General features: G+C 53.7%; 19 protein-coding genes. 10 read left to right on the plus strand and 9 right to left on the minus strand.

Annotated features, from left to right (window positions below):
* Nucleotides 1-107: 107 nt before the first annotated feature.
* A complete protein-coding gene (locus WES_RS02835) occupies nucleotides 108-821 on the plus strand; it encodes a galactosamine-6-phosphate isomerase (RefSeq protein WP_016159719.1) in 714 nt (237 codons plus the stop codon).
* 50 nt (nucleotides 822-871) lie between these two features.
* Here the strand turns inward: WES_RS02835 and rsmI are convergent, their stop codons facing one another.
* Nucleotides 872-1,735: a 16S rRNA (cytidine(1402)-2'-O)-methyltransferase gene (gene rsmI / locus WES_RS02830; protein WP_000809263.1), complete on the minus strand. Its 864-nt coding sequence runs from the start codon at nucleotides 1,733-1,735 to the stop codon at nucleotides 872-874.
* A 64-nt stretch (nucleotides 1,736-1,799) separates the two neighbouring features.
* Here rsmI and lpoA point away from each other — a divergent pair, with 64 nt between their 5' ends.
* Genes lpoA through dolP form a run of 4 tightly spaced genes read left to right on the plus strand, consistent with a single transcriptional unit; the run spans nucleotide 1,800 to nucleotide 5,384 of the window.
* Nucleotides 1,800-3,836: a penicillin-binding protein activator LpoA gene (gene lpoA / locus WES_RS02825; protein WP_016159718.1), complete on the plus strand. Its 2,037-nt coding sequence runs from the start codon at nucleotides 1,800-1,802 to the stop codon at nucleotides 3,834-3,836.
* Nucleotides 3,794-4,189 carry a YraN family protein gene (locus WES_RS02820; RefSeq protein WP_000246838.1) on the plus strand — a complete coding sequence of 132 codons (396 nt, stop codon included), beginning with the start codon at nucleotides 3,794-3,796 and terminating at the stop codon, nucleotides 4,187-4,189. Before lpoA ends, WES_RS02820 begins: the two co-directional genes overlap by 43 nt.
* A gap of 19 nt (nucleotides 4,190-4,208) precedes the next feature.
* Nucleotides 4,209-4,799, plus strand: a complete 591-nt coding sequence (gene diaA, locus WES_RS02815) for a DnaA initiator-associating protein DiaA (protein ID WP_001158034.1) — start codon at nucleotides 4,209-4,211, stop codon at nucleotides 4,797-4,799.
* Nucleotides 4,800-4,808: 9 nt separating this feature from the next.
* Nucleotides 4,809-5,384, plus strand: a complete 576-nt coding sequence (gene dolP / locus WES_RS02810) for a division/outer membrane stress-associated lipid-binding lipoprotein (protein ID WP_000646033.1) — start codon at nucleotides 4,809-4,811, stop codon at nucleotides 5,382-5,384.
* 103 nt (nucleotides 5,385-5,487) lie between these two features.
* On the opposite strand, the gene WES_RS02805 is transcribed toward dolP, so the two are convergent.
* On the minus strand, nucleotides 5,488-6,528 hold the full coding sequence (locus WES_RS02805) for a permease (protein WP_016159717.1): 1,041 nt from the start codon (nucleotides 6,526-6,528) through the stop codon (nucleotides 5,488-5,490).
* A 72-nt stretch (nucleotides 6,529-6,600) separates the two neighbouring features.
* Nucleotides 6,601-7,236 carry an NAD(P)H-binding protein gene (locus WES_RS02800; RefSeq protein WP_000084526.1) on the minus strand — a complete coding sequence of 212 codons (636 nt, stop codon included), beginning with the start codon at nucleotides 7,234-7,236 and terminating at the stop codon, nucleotides 6,601-6,603.
* A 127-nt stretch (nucleotides 7,237-7,363) separates the two neighbouring features.
* Between WES_RS02800 and yhbO the strand changes: the two genes are divergently transcribed.
* Entirely contained in the window at nucleotides 7,364-7,882 is a 519-nt protein-coding gene (gene yhbO, locus WES_RS02795; RefSeq protein ID WP_016159716.1) for a protein/nucleic acid deglycase, read from the plus strand.
* On the opposite strand, the gene WES_RS02790 is transcribed toward yhbO, so the two are convergent.
* Nucleotides 7,862-8,305, minus strand: coding sequence for a YhbP family protein (locus tag WES_RS02790; protein WP_016159715.1), 444 nt, complete (start codon nucleotides 8,303-8,305; stop codon nucleotides 7,862-7,864). The genes yhbO and WES_RS02790 overlap by 21 nt on opposite strands.
* Nucleotides 8,306-8,355: 50 nt before the next feature.
* Here WES_RS02790 and yhbQ point away from each other — a divergent pair, with 50 nt between their 5' ends.
* The gene (yhbQ, locus tag WES_RS02785; RefSeq protein ID WP_000189371.1) at nucleotides 8,356-8,658 is read left to right on the plus strand and encodes a DNA damage response exodeoxyribonuclease YhbQ; all 303 of its coding nucleotides are present in this window, start codon (nucleotides 8,356-8,358) and stop codon (nucleotides 8,656-8,658) included.
* On the opposite strand, the gene WES_RS02780 is transcribed toward yhbQ, so the two are convergent.
* Nucleotides 8,645-9,148, minus strand: coding sequence for a GNAT family N-acetyltransferase (locus tag WES_RS02780; RefSeq protein WP_000908553.1), 504 nt, complete (start codon nucleotides 9,146-9,148; stop codon nucleotides 8,645-8,647). The two genes, yhbQ and WES_RS02780, sit on opposite strands and share 14 nt — an antisense overlap.
* Nucleotides 9,142-9,666: a ubiquinone anaerobic biosynthesis accessory factor UbiT gene (locus WES_RS02775; protein WP_001517154.1), complete on the minus strand. Its 525-nt coding sequence runs from the start codon at nucleotides 9,664-9,666 to the stop codon at nucleotides 9,142-9,144. The genes WES_RS02780 and WES_RS02775 overlap by 7 nt, the downstream gene beginning before the upstream one ends.
* Before the next feature lie 208 nt (nucleotides 9,667-9,874).
* On the opposite strand from WES_RS02775, the gene WES_RS02770 reads away from it, so the two are divergent.
* From WES_RS02770 to WES_RS02760, 3 genes are all read left to right on the plus strand, one after another.
* A complete protein-coding gene (locus WES_RS02770) occupies nucleotides 9,875-10,870 on the plus strand; it encodes a ubiquinone anaerobic biosynthesis protein UbiU (protein ID WP_000421305.1) in 996 nt (331 codons plus the stop codon).
* Nucleotides 10,871-10,878: 8 nt separating this feature from the next.
* Nucleotides 10,879-11,757 (plus strand): U32 family peptidase, encoded by an 879-nt coding sequence (locus WES_RS02765; protein ID WP_016159712.1) that lies wholly within the window; start codon nucleotides 10,879-10,881, stop codon nucleotides 11,755-11,757.
* An 80-nt stretch (nucleotides 11,758-11,837) separates the two neighbouring features.
* Nucleotides 11,838-12,845 carry a luciferase-like monooxygenase gene (locus WES_RS02760; RefSeq protein ID WP_016159711.1) on the plus strand — a complete coding sequence of 336 codons (1,008 nt, stop codon included), beginning with the start codon at nucleotides 11,838-11,840 and terminating at the stop codon, nucleotides 12,843-12,845.
* A gap of 72 nt (nucleotides 12,846-12,917) precedes the next feature.
* Here the strand turns inward: WES_RS02760 and mtr are convergent, their stop codons facing one another.
* From mtr to yrbN, 3 genes are all read right to left on the minus strand, one after another.
* A complete protein-coding gene (mtr, locus tag WES_RS02755; protein ID WP_000224360.1) occupies nucleotides 12,918-14,162 on the minus strand; it encodes a tryptophan permease in 1,245 nt (414 codons plus the stop codon).
* Nucleotides 14,163-14,315: 153 nt separating this feature from the next.
* Nucleotides 14,316-16,205, minus strand: coding sequence for an ATP-dependent RNA helicase DeaD (gene deaD, locus WES_RS02750; protein ID WP_010350076.1), 1,890 nt, complete (start codon nucleotides 16,203-16,205; stop codon nucleotides 14,316-14,318).
* Complete coding sequence (gene yrbN / locus WES_RS23775; protein WP_010723222.1) at nucleotides 16,198-16,278, minus strand: protein YrbN; 81 nt, start codon at nucleotides 16,276-16,278, stop codon at nucleotides 16,198-16,200. The genes deaD and yrbN overlap by 8 nt, the downstream gene beginning before the upstream one ends.
* Nucleotides 16,279-16,330: the final 52 nt, after the last annotated feature.

The raw sequence follows: 16,330 nt of genomic DNA on the forward strand, positions 1-16,330 counted from the left end.
ACAAACAATGTAGGCCTGATAAGCGTAGCGCATCAGGCTATTTGGCGTTTGTCATTGGTCTTCGCATCGCGCCTGGTGGTGCCTCTCTACACAAGGAATTTCTCCTCATGCAAACCTTACAGCAAGTTGAAAACTATACGGCGTTAAGTGAGCGCGCCAGCGAATATTTATTGGACGTGATCCGTAGCAAACCAAAGGCCGTGATTTGCCTCGCGACCGGAGCGACACCATTACTGACATATCATTATCTGGTAGAAAAAATCCACCAACAGCAGGTTGATGTCAGCCAACTCACCTTCGTGAAGCTCGACGAATGGGTGGATCTGCCATTAACCGCGCCCGGCACCTGCGAAACTTTCCTTCAACAGCATATCGTGCAGCCGCTGGGGTTACGTGAAGACCAGCTCATCAGCTTTCGCTCCGAAGAGATAAACGAGAGAGAGTGCGAGCGGGTAACGAATCTGATTGCGCGCAAAGGCGGTCTCGATTTGTGCGTTCTCGGACTAGGGAAAAACGGTCATCTTGGGCTGAACGAACCGGGAGAAAGCCTGCAACCGGCCTGCCATATCAGCCAACTTGATGCGAAAACCCAGCAGCATGAGATGTTAAAAACCGCTGGTCGTCCCGTGACTCACGGGATCACCTTAGGCTTGAAGGATATTCTCAATGCCCGCGAAGTTTTGTTACTGGTGACTGGCGAAGGAAAGCAGGATGCGACAGAACGTTTTCTCACGGCTAAAGTCTCCACCACTATCCCGGCGTCGTTTTTATGGCTGCATAACCATTTCACATGCGTAATTGATGAGATGTGTCGTCGTTAACTCGCCAGGAACAGGCGTTGCAGCTCTTATTCCTGCTGCAACGCCTGTAATTACTCCCCTTGCTGCTCCAGCGCATACTTATACAGCGCATTTTTCTTCACGCCGTGAATTTCTGCTGCCAGCGCCGCCGCTTTTTTCAGCGGCAGTTCTGCCTGTAACAGCGCCAGCGTGCGCAGCGCATCGGCAGGCAAGTCCTCTTCCTGCGCTTTATGTCCTTCGACAATCAGTACCATCTCACCTTTGCGGCGGTTTTCATCTTCTTTTACCCACGCCAACAGCTCACCAACGGGCGCGCCGTGAATAGTTTCCCAGGTTTTGGTCAGTTCTCGCGCCAGCACCACGTAGCGGGACTCACCCAGCACCGCGACGATATCTTCCAGGCTATCTAACAGACGGTGGGTTGATTCATAAAAAATCAGCGTGCGCGGTTCCGCTTCAATCGCTTTTAGCGCATCACGGCGGCCTTTCGATTTAGCGGGCAGAAAGCCTTCATAACAAAAACGGTCGGATGGTAAACCAGCGGCACTTAATGCAGTAATGGCAGCACACGGTCCCGGTAGCGGCACCACGCGAATCCCCGCTTCACGGCAGGTACGCACCAAATGGTAACCAGGGTCGTTAATCAGCGGCGTTCCGGCATCAGAAACCAGCGCAATGTTTTGTCCCTCTTGCAGCTTCGCCAGCAGCGTTTCGGCTTTCTGTTGTTCGTTATGGTCGTGCAGGGCGAACAGTCGGGCGTTTATCCCAAAATGTTGCAGCAGTAAACCGGTATGACGCGTATCCTCGGCGGCAATCAGATCAACGGCCTGTAATACCTCCAGCGCACGCTGAGTGATATCCGCCAGATTGCCGATTGGCGTCGGTACAATGTAGAGCTGACCTTGAGAATTATCCGCCGATTGGTGTTGTTTCATTGTGTCGTCCGTATTGCCGATTTAATATTGAGAATTGCGTAAAAAAAATATCACTGGATACATTATGGTACCCTCAACATTTTCTCGTTTGAAAGCCGCGCGTTGTCTGCCTGTTGTTCTGGCAGCCCTGATTTTCGCCGGTTGTGGCACCCATACCCCCGATCAGTCCACTGCCTATATGCAGGGCACGGCGCAGGCCGATTCTGCCTTTTATCTTCAGCAGATGCAGCAAAGCTCTGATGATACCAGGATCAACTGGCAATTACTCGCCATTCGTGCACTGGTGAAAGAAGGTAAAACCGGGCAGGCGGTTGAACTGTTTAACCAGCTGCCGCAAGAACTGAACGATATCCAGCGTCGTGAAAAATCTCTGCTGGCGGTAGAGATTAAGCTGACACAAAAAGATTTTGCTGGCGCGCAGACCTTGCTGGCTAAAATTACTCCGGCAGATTTAGAGCAAAACCAGCAGGCGCGTTACTGGCAGGCAAAAATCGATGCCAGTCAGGGACGTCCTTCCATTGATTTATTGCGCGCATTAATTGCTCAGGAACCGTTACTCGGTGCGCAAGAAAAACAGCAGAATATCGATGCCACCTGGCAGGCGCTCTCCGCCATGACCCAGCAGCAGGCGAATACGCTGGTGATCAACGCCGACGAAAACATCCTGCAAGGCTGGCTGGATCTGCAACGCGTCTGGTTTGATAACCGCAATGACCCCGACATGATGAAAGCCGGGATCGCTGACTGGCAGAAACGTTATCCGAACAATCCGGGCGCGAAAATGCTGCCAACGCAGTTGGTAAATGTAAAAGCGTTTAAACCAGCGTCAACCAACAAAATCGCCCTGCTGTTACCGTTGAATGGTCAGGCCGCAGTGTTTGGTCGCACTATTCAGCAAGGCTTTGAAGCGGCGAAAAATATCGGCACTCAGCCGGTAGCGGCTCAGGTAGCAGCCGCGCCTGTCGCTGACGTAGCAGAACAACCCCAGCCGCAAACCGTAGACGGCGTTGCCAGCCCGGCACAAGCGTCTGTTAGCGATCTGACAGGTGAAGAAACCGCCGCACAGCCGGTGCCTGTAAGCGCCCCTCCGGCAAGCACCGCAGCGGTAAGCTCTCCGGCGAATCCATCCGCAGAACTGAAAATCTACGATACCTCATCACAACCACTTAGCCAGATCCTCAACCAGGTTCAGCAGGATGGCGCGAGTATTGTAGTCGGTCCACTGCTAAAAAATAACGTTGAGGAGTTGCTCAAGAGCAACACCCCGCTGAACGTGCTGGCACTCAATCAGCCGGAAAATATCGAAAACCGCGCCAATATCTGTTACTTCGCGCTATCGCCAGAAGATGAAGCGCGCGATGCAGCGCGTCATATTCGTGACCAGGGTAAACAAGCACCGCTGGTACTGATCCCACGCAGTTCGTTGGGCGATCGCGTAGCCAATGCGTTTGCGCAAGAGTGGCAGAAACTCGGCGGCGGCACCGTTTTGCAACAAAAATTTGGTTCCACCAGCGAATTACACGCGGGTGTTAACGGCCGTGCAGGTATCGCTTTAACAGGTAGCCCGATTACACCCAGAGCGACAACCGACTCCGGCATGACGACCAACAATCCAACCCTGCAAACCACGCCGACCGGAGACCAGTTCACCGATAATGGCGGCCGTGTCGATGCGGTGTACATTGTGGCAACGCCAGCTGAAATCGCCTTCATCAAACCGATGATCGCCATGCGTAACGGCAGTCACAGCGGTGCAACGTTGTACGCCAGCTCCCGCAGCGCAGGAGGCTCTGCTGGCCCGGATTTCCGACTGGAGATGGAAGGCTTGCAGTACAGCGAAATCCCGATGCTGGCAGGCGGTAATCTGCCGTTAATGCAGCAGGCGCTCAGTGCGGTAAATAATGATTATTCGCTGGCGCGCATGTATGCGATGGGCGTCGATGCCTGGTCACTGGCGAATCATTTCTCGCAAATGCGCCAGGTTCAGGGTTTTGAAATCAACGGTAATACCGGAAGTCTGACGGCTAACCCGGATTGCGTGATTAACAGGAAGTTATCATGGCTACAGTACCAACAAGGTCAGGTAGTCCCCGCCAGTTAACCACTAAACAGACCGGCGATGCGTGGGAGGCACAAGCGCGTCGCTGGCTGGAAGGCAAAGGACTGCGCTTTGTCGCCGCTAACGTGAACGAGCGTGGCGGCGAGATTGATCTGATAATGCATGAAGGCCAGACCACCGTTTTTGTTGAGGTGCGCTACCGCCGCTCTGCCCTATATGGTGGCGCAGCAGCCAGTGTGACCCGCAGCAAACAACACAAATTATTACAGACTGCCCGCTTGTGGCTCGCGCGTCATAATGGGAGTTTTGATACTGTGGATTGCCGGTTCGATGTGATAGCCTTCACCGGGAATGAGGTTGAGTGGATTAAGGACGCCTTTAATGACCACTCATAATTAAGGTTTAAGGATTAGCGTGCAAGAAAGAATCAAAGCTTGCTTCACTGAAAGCATTCAAACTCAAATTGCAGCGGCAGAGGCGCTTCCGGATGCCATCTCACGTGCAGCCATGACGCTGGTTCAGTCTCTGCTCAATGGCAACAAAATCCTCTGTTGTGGTAATGGAACCTCCGCTGCCAATGCACAGCATTTTGCTGCCAGCATGATCAACCGTTTCGAGACGGAGCGGCCCAGCCTACCTGCCATTGCACTAAATACCGATAATGTTGTCTTAACGGCGATTGCCAACGATCGCTTACATGATGAAGTGTATGCAAAACAGGTGCGGGCGCTGGGACATGCGGGAGATGTGTTGTTAGCTATTTCTACTCGTGGCAATAGCCGCGATATCGTAAAAGCTGTTGAAGCCGCCGTTACGCGTGATATGACCATTGTGGCATTAACCGGCTATGACGGCGGTGAACTTGCAGGTTTGTTAGGGCCACAGGACGTGGAGATCCGCATTCCCTCGCATCGTAGTGCTCGCATTCAGGAAATGCATATGCTGACGGTAAATTGCCTGTGCGATCTGATCGATAACACGCTTTTCCCTCACCAGGATGATTAAGGAGAATACATGAAGGCATTATCGCCAATCGCAGTCCTTATTTCCGCGCTGCTGTTGCAAGGTTGTGTTGCTGCTGCCGTAGTAGGTACTGCCGCTGTGGGTACTAAAGCGGCGACCGACCCCCGCAGTGTCGGCACCCAGGTGGACGATGGTACTCTGGAAGTGCGCGTGAACAGCGCATTGTCAAAAGACGAACAGATTAAGAAAGAAGCGCGCATTAATGTAACGGCCTATCAGGGCAAAGTGCTGCTGGTTGGGCAGTCACCAAACGCTGAACTTTCGGCTCGCGCCAAACAGATTGCTATGGGCGTAGACGGTGCCAACGAAGTGTATAACGAGATTCGTCAGGGCCAGCCGATTGGTCTGGGCGAAGCGTCTAACGATACGTGGATTACCACCAAAGTGCGTTCGCAGCTCTTAACCAGCGACCTGGTGAAATCGTCCAACGTGAAAGTGACCACCGAAAACGGCGAAGTGTTCCTGATGGGGCTGGTGACTGAACGTGAAGCAAAAGCGGCGGCAGATATTGCCAGCCGGGTGAGCGGCGTGAAGCGGGTGACCACGGCGTTTACGTTTATTAAATAACTGTCCCTTGTAATGCCTGATGCGACGCTTGCCGCGTCTTATCAGGCCTACAACGATGCAAACCGTAGGTCGGATAAGGCGTTTACGCCGCATCCGACATGTTTCAGGCCAACAGCGCCAGACTACCGACAATCACACCAGACACCGCCACCATCGTCCCCGTCAGCCATAATGCTTTTGCCGGAAACGCTTTACGCAGCATAATCAGCGACGGCAAACTCACCGCCGGGAGCGTCATCAACAATGCCAGCGCCGGAGCGGTTCCCATACCTGCCAGCATCATCGTTTGTACAATCGGAATTTCTGCTGCCGTGGGAATGACAAACAAGCATCCTGCTACCGCCATCGCCACCACCCACATCAGGCTGTTATCGACAGCGCCATCGGCATGGGGGAATAACCAGACGCGAGCGGCACCCAACGCCAGTACTGCAAGGATATAAACCGGGATCGTGCTCCAGAAAAGCGTCCATAGCGCCCTGCCCCAGCGGCTAAAAAATCCGCCCTGCGCTTCCGGCATGTCAATTTCGACCGGTGCCTGCGTTTGCGGTGTCTCATGCACCCATTTTTGCACCAGCGTCGCAATCAGCAACACCATCACCAACCCCGCCACCAGACGAATCGCGGCAAAGCCCCAGCCGAGGACAAACCCCATAAACACCAGCGTCGCCGGGTTTAACAACGGATTCCCCATCCAGAATGCCAGCGCACCGCCCATCGACACTTGCTGGCGACGCATCCCCGCCGCGACCGGTGCCGCACAGCAGGTACACATCATACCTGGTAGCGAAAACAGCGTTCCCAGCAGCGTGCCGCGAAAGCGCGATTGCCCCAGCGTGCGCAGCAACCAGTCACGGGGAATCAGCACCTGAATCAACGAACCGAGGATCACCCCCAGCACCGCCGCTTTCCATACCGCGAGGAAATAGATCATCGCGTAGTCCCACGCTGCCTGCCACGGATTGGCATCCGCCTGCGCGAGTATTGATTTACCGATGCTGTGGGTTTCGGCGGCGGTAAACGCTTTGCCGTAGTAGGGTTGCCATTTCACATACCAAAGTCCGGCAATGACAACGAGAAAGAAAAGCGCGGGTTTCCACCACTGAATGGGCGTTGCCGCCTGAGATGAAGACTGACCAGTCATAGCATTCCCCAGGAATAAGTTATGATAATTGAGCGCGTGAATATTACGCTCACTATCAATCCTTGGGAATAATTATTCAGCTCTTTTGCGTAGTTCTGAAGAGCTTAAAATAGTCACCCCTTCATGTTCAGGCCGCATGGCTTCAGCCAGCATGACCCGCGCCACGTCTCTCGCATCAATGGATTTCCAGTTGCCAGGCAGCAAACGAAACAGCGGCGCAAAAAGCGTTTCGTTCATCCTCTGCTTGCTACGATCGCCCAGCAACATCGACGGACGCGCAATGGTCAGTTTCGGCCAGTTCTGGGCGATTAACGCTTCTTCCATCTCCCCTTTGACGCGGTTATAGAAAAACGGCGAGTGGGCATTAGCCCCCATAGCACTGACCACCAGCATATGCTGTGCACCCAGCCGCCGTCCGGTTAACGCGGTGTCCACGACCAGCGTGTAATCGGCATGAATAAATGCCTCTTTGCTACCCGCTTCCCGCCGCGTGGTGCCGAGACAACAAAACACAATGTCGATGGGATCGGTAACCTGCGCCAGCGCGTCGGTCAGTTGTGGATCATGGGGATTGAACACGCCTGGCATATCGCCCAACGGGCGTCGCGTCGGCGCGGCTATGGCGTTTACTTTCGGTTCGTTAATCAACATCCGCAGCAGGTGACCGCCCACCAGCCCCGTTGCGCCTGTAATCAGTACCTGACTCATCTTCGCTCCTTTACAGAATTGTCCGCCTTGCACTCCCCGGTACATGCACCAGGCTTAATAGTCTACGAGGTAATTATCCCCGATTGTGGGAAATTCGCCTCATCCAATGCAACAACGCGGAGGAAGCATGAGTAAAAAGATTGCTGTTTTAATCACTGATGAATTTGAGGATTCAGAATTTACTTCACCCGCAGACGCATTTCGTAAAGCCGGGCACGAAGTTGTCACTATTGAAAAGCAAGCGGGTAAAACGGTGAAAGGGAAAAAAGGGGAAGCCAGCGTCACCATTAATAAATCCATCGATGACGTTACGCCAGCAGAGTTTGATGCCCTGCTGCTTCCAGGTGGCCATTCACCAGATTATCTGCGTGGTGATAATCGTTTTGTCACCTTCACGCGAGATTTTGTGAATAGCGGTAAACCGGTCTTCGCTATCTGCCACGGCCCGCAACTGCTGATTAGCGCCGATGTTATTCGCGGTCGTAAGCTGACCGCCGTTAAACCGATCATTATTGATGTTAAAAACGCAGGCGCGGAATTTTACGATCAGGAAGTGGTGGTCGATAAAGATCAGCTGGTTACCAGCCGGACGCCGGACGATCTGCCAGCATTTAACCGCGAGGCGTTACGCCTGCTCGGTGCCTGAGCCGCGTAGCCAGACCAGTTTTTTACCAAAGCCCAGCGTGTTGTCGGTGAATTTGATTTCATCAAGCCGGATTTCCCAAACCGGTGCCGACAACATTCGGGCAACCGGAAATCGGCGATTGTACGCCTTGCGTGCGAGGTCGCTTTCCTCACCTTCCAGCCTGCGGATCTCGCCTTTAAACTGTACGCCACGGATTAACGCCACCGTTTTCGGCTGACCGTTTACCGTTCCGGCAACCGGAGCCTGCGACCCGCTCATCTGTGCATGACGCGTTTTATCTTCCGTGAGAATGTAAAGAGCAACCTTTTGCGAATCAAACAGATAAAAGGCGTTGGCGCACCACAGTTCCCCTTCCTGCTGCACACACCAGGTGACAACATGTTGTTTTGCCAGCCAATGGCTAATAGCGGTGAGTGTTTCCATTTTTGTTCTCTTTTATACTGGTGGCCTGACCTTAACATGTGACACAAACGATGACACCCTGGTATCTCTATTTGATTCGTACCGCCGATAATAAGCTTTACACCGGGATCACCACGGATGTCGAACGCCGCTATCAGCAGCACCAGAGCGGCAAAGGCGCGAAAGCACTGCGTGGGAAAGGAGAACTAACGCTGGCGTTTTCCGCGCCAGTAGGCGACCGTTCGCTGGCACTACGGGCGGAATATCGCGTTAAGCAACTAACCAAACGGCAGAAAGAGCGTCTGGTAGCGGAAGGCGCAGGGTTTGCAGAACTGTTGAGCAGCCTGCAAACCCCGGAGATTAAAAGCGATTGAAATGATCGTGGTACTCAACCAGACCAGTTACGCCATTCAGCGCGTCATCCGCTAAACGATGTACCTGGAAGGCGCTTTCAGTGCCTGGCCAGCGGCAACGCAGATCGTGATGCGCCGCCAGTTCAAAGCCGAAACGACTGTACAGTGCCGGATCGCCCAGCGTCACCACTGCGGCATAGCCAAACTCATTAAGCGAATCAAGTCCTTCATAGACCAGTTGGCGTGCCAGCCCCTGTCCACGGTATTTTTCATCAACCGCCAGCGGTGCCATGCCAACCCATTGCAGGTCTTCGCCCTGCACATCAACCGGACTAAATGCCACATAGCCAATGACCTGACCTTCGTCATCTGTCGCCACCAGCCCCAGCGTCAGAAAGCCATCTTCACGCAGATCGTGAACCAGCTTCGCTTCCGCATCGCTTTCGAATGAACGACGCAGCAGGGCATCAATACCCGGCGCATCAATGGGAATTTCTACTCGAATTAGCATGGTTCACCTACCGATGTCTGTTTGGTTTCAGGCGTGGTTTTCATTCCCGCCTCAACAAAATCCGCCAGTTGCAGCAGCATCATGCGTAAGGCTTTCGGCATTTGCTCCAGCTCAATGGCGTCCATCAGGTTTTTCACATACAGCCCCAGCTCCGTATCGCCTTCAATCACCAGCCGACGCTGGAAGAAAAGCGTATCCGGATCTTGTTTACGCGCCGCAATCATCAGCAGATCGCTGGCGTCGGCACTAAAACTCACATCAGCTTGCGCGTTCTGGCTGACAACCAGTTTGCCATTCACCACCGAGGTAAACCACTGCAGATCAATATCACGCACATGAATACTTAACCAGCGACCTTCAAGGAACTCCAGCTCGCCGTCGTCCAGCGCCTGGCGAAATTGCCAGCTTAAGACCTGCTCAAGAACCTGGCGTTTTAGCGCAAATGGCGTCAGTTTTACCGGTACACTCAACAGAGATGGCCCCAAATGCACAATACGGGAACGCAGTTTATCCAACACGAGTTTTACTCCCTGTTTCAACAATCGTCCTATTTTGCCATATCAGGAAAATAACATAGCGGTATAAATCAACAATTCCATATGAAATTGCTGATACCACCAATACAACTTTAACTGCCTTAAATCAAAAATTGTCGCAGCAAGGTTAACTAAAATCCCAGTTCGTTAACATTTTTGCGCTTTGATAGCGCAACCTTCAGGAAAAATTATGGAGCTGCTCTGCCCTGCCGGAAATCTCCCGGCGCTTAAGGCGGCCATCGAAAACGGCGCAGATGCTGTTTATATCGGGCTAAAAGATGATACCAATGCCCGCCACTTCGCCGGCCTTAACTTTACCGAGAAAAAATTGCAGGAAGCGGTGAGTTTTGTCCATCAACATCGCCGCAAACTTCACATCGCGATTAACACTTTTGCGCACCCGGACGGTTACGCCCGCTGGCAGCGCGCCGTGGATATGGCGGCGCAGCTGGGTGCCGACGCGCTGATCCTCGCCGACCTCGCCATGCTGGAGTACGCCGCCGAGCGTTATCCACATATTGAGCGTCACGTATCGGTGCAGGCTTCAGCGACCAATGAAGAGGCGATTAACTTTTATCATCGCCATTTTGACGTTGCCCGCGTGGTACTGCCGCGCGTGTTGTCGATTCATCAGGTGAAACAACTGGCACGGGTTACCCCTGTACCGCTGGAAGTGTTCGCTTTCGGCAGCCTGTGCATTATGTCGGAAGGCCGTTGCTATCTGTCGTCGTATCTGACAGGTGAGTCGCCCAACACCGTCGGTGCGTGTTCTCCGGCTCGCTTCGTGCGCTGGCAACAAACACCGCAGGGGCTGGAATCCCGCCTGAACGAAGTGCTGATCGACCGTTATCAGGACGGCGAAAACGCAGGTTATCCGACGCTGTGTAAAGGGCGTTATCTGGTGGACGGCGAACGCTATCACGCGCTGGAAGAACCAACCAGCCTCAATACCCTGGAACTACTGCCAGAGTTAATGGCGGCAAATATTGCTTCGGTGAAAATTGAAGGTCGCCAGCGTAGCCCGGCGTATGTCAGCCAGGTGGCGAAAGTCTGGCGTCAGGCTATCGACCGTTGTAAAGCCGATCCACAAAACTTCGTACCGCAAAGCGCGTGGATGGAGACGCTCGGGTCGATGTCCGAAGGCACGCAAACCACCCTTGGCGCGTATCACCGTAAATGGCAGTGAGAAAAGCAATGAAATATTCCTTAGGGCCGGTGCTGTGGTACTGGCCAAAAGAGACGCTGGAAGAATTTTATCAGCAGGCCGCCACCAGCAGCGCCGATGTGATTTATCTCGGTGAAGCCGTGTGCAGCAAGCGTCGGGCAACCAAAGTTGGCGACTGGCTGGAGATGGCAAAATCGCTCGCCGGTAGCGGCAAGCAGATTGTGCTCTCCACACTGGCGCTGGTTCAGGCATCCTCTGAACTTGGCGAACTGAAACGCTATGTTGAGAATGGCGAATTTCTGATTGAAGCCAGCGATCTCGGCGTGGTGAATATGTGCGCTGAACGCAAACTGCCGTTCGTCGCCGGGCACGCGCTGAACTGCTACAACGCAGTGACGCTGAAAATATTACTCAAACAGGGCATGATGCGCTGGTGTATGCCGGTGGAACTTTCCCGCGACTGGCTGGTGAATCTGCTCAATCAGTGCGATGAGCTGGGCATTCGCAACCAGTTTGAAGTGGAAGTCTTGAGCTACGGTCATCTGCCGCTGGCCTATTCCGCCCGCTGCTTTACCGCGCGTTCGGAAGACCGCCCGAAAGATGAGTGTGAAACCTGCTGCATCAAGTATCCGAACGGGCGCAACGTGCTGTCGCAGGAAAATCAGCAAGTGTTTGTGCTCAACGGCATTCAGACCATGAGCGGCTATGTTTACAACCTCGGTAACGAGCTGGCATCCATGCAGGGGCTGGTTGATGTGGTTCGTCTGTCGCCGCAAGGTGCTGACACTTTCGCTATGCTCGACGCCTTCCGCGCCAATGAAAATGGCGCTGCTCCACTGCCGTTGACGGCAAACAGCGATTGTAACGGCTACTGGCGACGGCTGGCCGGGCTGGAACTGCAAGCATGAATAAACAGCTCACTTTGTTAACAACTTTAACTACTCTTTAATGCAGTATTAAAGATTAATCGGTAACAAAGTGAGCTGTTATGACTGATAAAACTATTCCTTTTTCGCTACTCGATCTGGCTCCCATCCCCGAAGGTTCTTCAGCACGAGAAGCGTTCTCCCACTCTCTCGACCTCGCCCGTCTGGCTGAAAAGCGCGGCTATCATCGCTACTGGCTGGCGGAACACCACAATATGACCGGCATTGCCAGTGCTGCAACATCGGTATTGATTGGCTATCTGGCGGCGAATACCACCACGCTGCATCTGGGGTCTGGCGGCGTGATGTTACCTAACCACTCACCGTTGGTGATTGCCGAACAGTTTGGCACGCTCAATACGCTCTATCCGGGGCGAATCGATTTAGGGCTGGGTCGTGCACCGGGTAGCGATCAACGGACCATGATGGCACTACGTCGACATATGAGCAGCGATATTGATAATTTCCCTCGTGATGTTGCAGAGCTGGTGGACTGGTTTGACGCCCGCGATCCAAATCCGCATGTGCGCCCGGTGCCTGGCTATGGCGAGAAAATCCCGGTGTGGTTGTTAGGCTCCAGCCTTTACAGCGCACAACTGGCGGCGCAGCTTGGTCTGCCGTTTGCGTTTGCCTCACACTTCGCGCCGGATATGTTGTTCCAGGCGCTACATCTTTATCGCAGCAACTTCAAACCGTCGGCACGGCTGGAGAAACCATACGCGATGGTGTGCATCAATATTATCGCCGCCGACAGCAACCGCGACGCCGAATTCCTGTTTACCTCGATGCAGCAAGCCTTTGTGAAGCTGCGCCGTGGCGAAACCGGGCAACTGCCGCCGCCGATTCAAAATATGGATCAGTTCTGGTCACCGTCCGAGCAGTATGGCGTGCAGCAGGCGCTGAGTATGTCGTTGGTAGGTGATAAAGCGAAAGTGCGTCATGGCTTGCAGTCAATCCTGCGCGAAACCGACGCCGATGAGATTATGGTTAACGGACAGATTTTTGACCACCAGGCGCGGCTGCATTCGTTTGATCTGGCGATGGATGTGAAGGAAGAGTTGTTGGGGTAAGTGCATTTTCCGCGTCGGGCAGTCCCCTCTCCCTGTGGGAGAGGGTTAGGGTGAGGGCATCAGACCTCACCCTTACTGATATACCGGCAGCAAATTAAAGCTCGATAAAATATGGATCAGTGCATTGCCAATGCCAAACACCAGAATCAGGACAATCATCGGCTTGCCGCCCCAGACGCGGAATTTCGGGCTACCGAAGCGTTTACGCGATGCGCGAGCCAGCAGCGCCGGAACAATTGCCGCCCAGATGGTAGCCGCTAAGCCAGCATAACCAATGGCATACAGGAATCCGTTCGGGAACAGCAGGCCACCAACAACAGGCGGTGCAAAGGTCAACAGTGCCGTTTTAAAGCGACCCAGAGCCGAGTCGTCGAAACCAAACAGATCTGCCAGATAATCGAACAGACCAAGCGTTACGCCGAGGAACGAACTCGCTACCGCAAAGTTTGAGAACACTACCAGCAGCAGATCCAGACTACGACTGTTCAGCACACCGCTTAACGCCTGTACCAGCACGTCAATATTGCCGCCCTTCTCGGCGATGCCGATAAACTCCGGACGCGGGATGTTACCCATCGTCGCCAGCAACCAGATGGTATACAGCGCCAGCGCCATCAGCGTACCGTACACCAGACATTTGACGATAGTTTTCGGGTCCTTGCCATAATATTTCATCAGGCTCGGCACGTTACCGTGGTAACCAAACGATGCCAGGCAGAACGGCAGCGTCATCAGCAGATACGGCGCATAAGACGCATTGCTTTCGGCGACGTTGAGCAATGTCGCAGGCTGTACATGCCCCAGCAGGCTGCCGAAAGTGAGGAAAAAGGTAATGACCTTCGCCCCCAGCACAATCGCCGTCATTCGGCTGACGGCTTTAGTGCTCAACCACACCACAAACGCCACCAACAGTGCAAAACCAAAACCCGCCGCCCGTGCCGGGACATTTAGCGACATCTCTGCGAAGGTGTGATGCAAAATCGAACCGCTGGCAGAGATATAAGCGTAAGTCAGGATATAGAGCACAAAGGCAATGGAAATGCCATTGACCACGTTCCAGCCTTTGCCCAGCAAGTCTTTGGTGATGGTGTCAAAGCTCGAACCGATTCGATAATTCAGGTTAGCTTCCAGAATCATCAAACCGGAATGCAACATACAAAACCAGGTGAAGATTAGCGCCGCCATTGACCAGAAGAACCACGCACCGGACATGACCACAGGCAGAGAAAACATTCCTGCGCCAATAATGGTGCCGCCGATAATCACCACGCCGCCAAGCAGCGACGGTGACGTTTGGGTGGTGGTTAGTGTTGCCATAAGGGCTTCTCTCCAGTGAAAAATAGTGCGACTGCGTTGTTATGCGTTGCACTGTACCAGTACGCGAGTACAAAAGACAGAAAAAAAGCCCCGATTGTTAAAATCGGGGCTGTATATATTATTTTACAGATTGTGTGCGATGGTCAGCGTGTATTACGCATCACCACCGAAACGACGACGACCGGTAGAGTCATCACGACGCGGTGCGCGGCCTTCACGACGTTCGCCGCTAAAACGACGACCATCACCACGACCACCTTCACGGCGTTCACCGCTGAAGTTACGACCGCCTTCACGACGCTCGCCACCGACACCACGACCACCGCCACGACGCTCACCGCCAGTATGCGGCTGTGCATCGCCCAGCAACTGCATGTTCATCGGTTTGTTGAGAATGCGAGTGCGCGTAAAGTGTTGCAGCACTTCACCCGGCATACCTTTCGGCAGTTCGATGGTGGAGTGAGAAGCAAACAGCTTGATGTTACCAATGTAACGGCTGCTGATGTCGCCTTCGTTAGCAATCGCGCCAACGATATGACGAACTTCAACGCCATCATCACGGCCCACTTCAATGCGGTACAGCTGCATGTCGCCAACATCACGACGTTCACGACGCGGGCGATCTTCACGGTCGCCACGCGGGCCACGGTCGTTACGATCGCGCGGACCACGGTCATCACGGTCACGGAATTCACGTTTCGGACGCATCGGCGCATCTGGCGGAACAATCAGAGTACGTTCACCCTGTGCCATTTTCAGCAGTGCGGCTGCCAGAGTTTCGAGATCCAGTTCTTCACCTTCTGCGGTCGGCTGAATTTTGCTCAGCAGTGCACGGTATTGATCCAGATCGCTGCTTTCCAGCTGCTGCTGTACTTTCGCGGCGAATTTTTCCAGACGGCGTTTGCCCAGCAGTTCTGCGTTCGGCAGCTCTACTTCTGGAATGGTCAGCTTCATAGTACGTTCAATGTTGCGCAGCAGACGACGCTCGCGGTTCTCAACGAACAGCAGTGCGCGGCCAGCACGACCCGCACGACCGGTACGACCGATACGGTGAACGTAAGACTCAGAATCCATCGGGATATCGTAGTTAACCACCAGGCTGATACGCTCAACGTCCAGGCCACGAGCCGCAACGTCGGTCGCAATCAAGATATCCAGACGACCATCTTTCAGGCGTTCCAGAGTCTGCTCACGCAGCGCCTGGTTCATGTCACCGTTCAGCGCGGCGCTGTTGTAGCCGTTACGCTCAAGGGCTTCAGCCACTTCCAGAGTCGCGTTTTTGGTGCGAACGAAGATAATCGCCGCATCAAAATCTTCCGCTTCCAGGAAACGTACCAGAGCTTCGTTTTTACGCATACCCCAGACAGTCCAGTAGCTCTGGCTGATGTCAGGACGGGTAGTCACGCTGGACTGAATGCGCACTTCCTGCGGCTCTTTCATAAAGCGGCGGGTAATGCGACGAATCGCTTCCGGCATGGTGGCAGAGAACAGAGCGGTCTGATGACCTTCTGGGATCTGCGCCATAATGGTTTCAACGTCTTCGATGAAGCCCATGCGCAGCATTTCGTCAGCTTCATCCAGAACCAGACCGCTCAGTTTAGAGAGATCCAGAGTGCCACGTTTCAGGTGGTCAAGCAGACGGCCCGGAGTACCGACAACGATCTGCGGCCCCTGACGCAGGGCGCGTAATTGCACGTCATAACGCTGGCCGCCGTACAGGGCAACCACGTTTACGCCGCGCATGTGTTTAGAGAAATCCGTCATTGCTTCAGCAACCTGTACCGCCAGTTCGCGGGTCGGTGCCAGCACCAGAATCTGTGGTGCTTTCAGCTCAGGATCAAGATTCTGCAGCAGAGGTAAAGAGAATGCTGCAGTTTTTCCGCTCCCCGTCTGGGCCATACCCAGTACGTCGCGGCCATTCAGCAGATGTGGAATACACTCTGCCTGAATTGGAGATGGTTTTTCGTAACCCAGATCGTTAAGGGCTTCAAGGATAGGAGCCTTCAGGCCCAGATCTGCAAAAGTGGTTTCGAATTCAGCCATGTAGTACGTGTGCCTCAAAATTAATGGCGGCCAGTCTACATAACTCATCATGAAATTGATCAGCAATTTTCATTGAAAAGTGTGAACCGGCTCAAAGTAGGTGTATTAACGAACAACAACGCCCT

It is taken from the genome of Escherichia sp. KTE31 (genome assembly GCF_000407925.1).
GTDB classification, from domain to species: Bacteria; Pseudomonadota; Gammaproteobacteria; order Enterobacterales; family Enterobacteriaceae; genus Escherichia; species Escherichia ruysiae.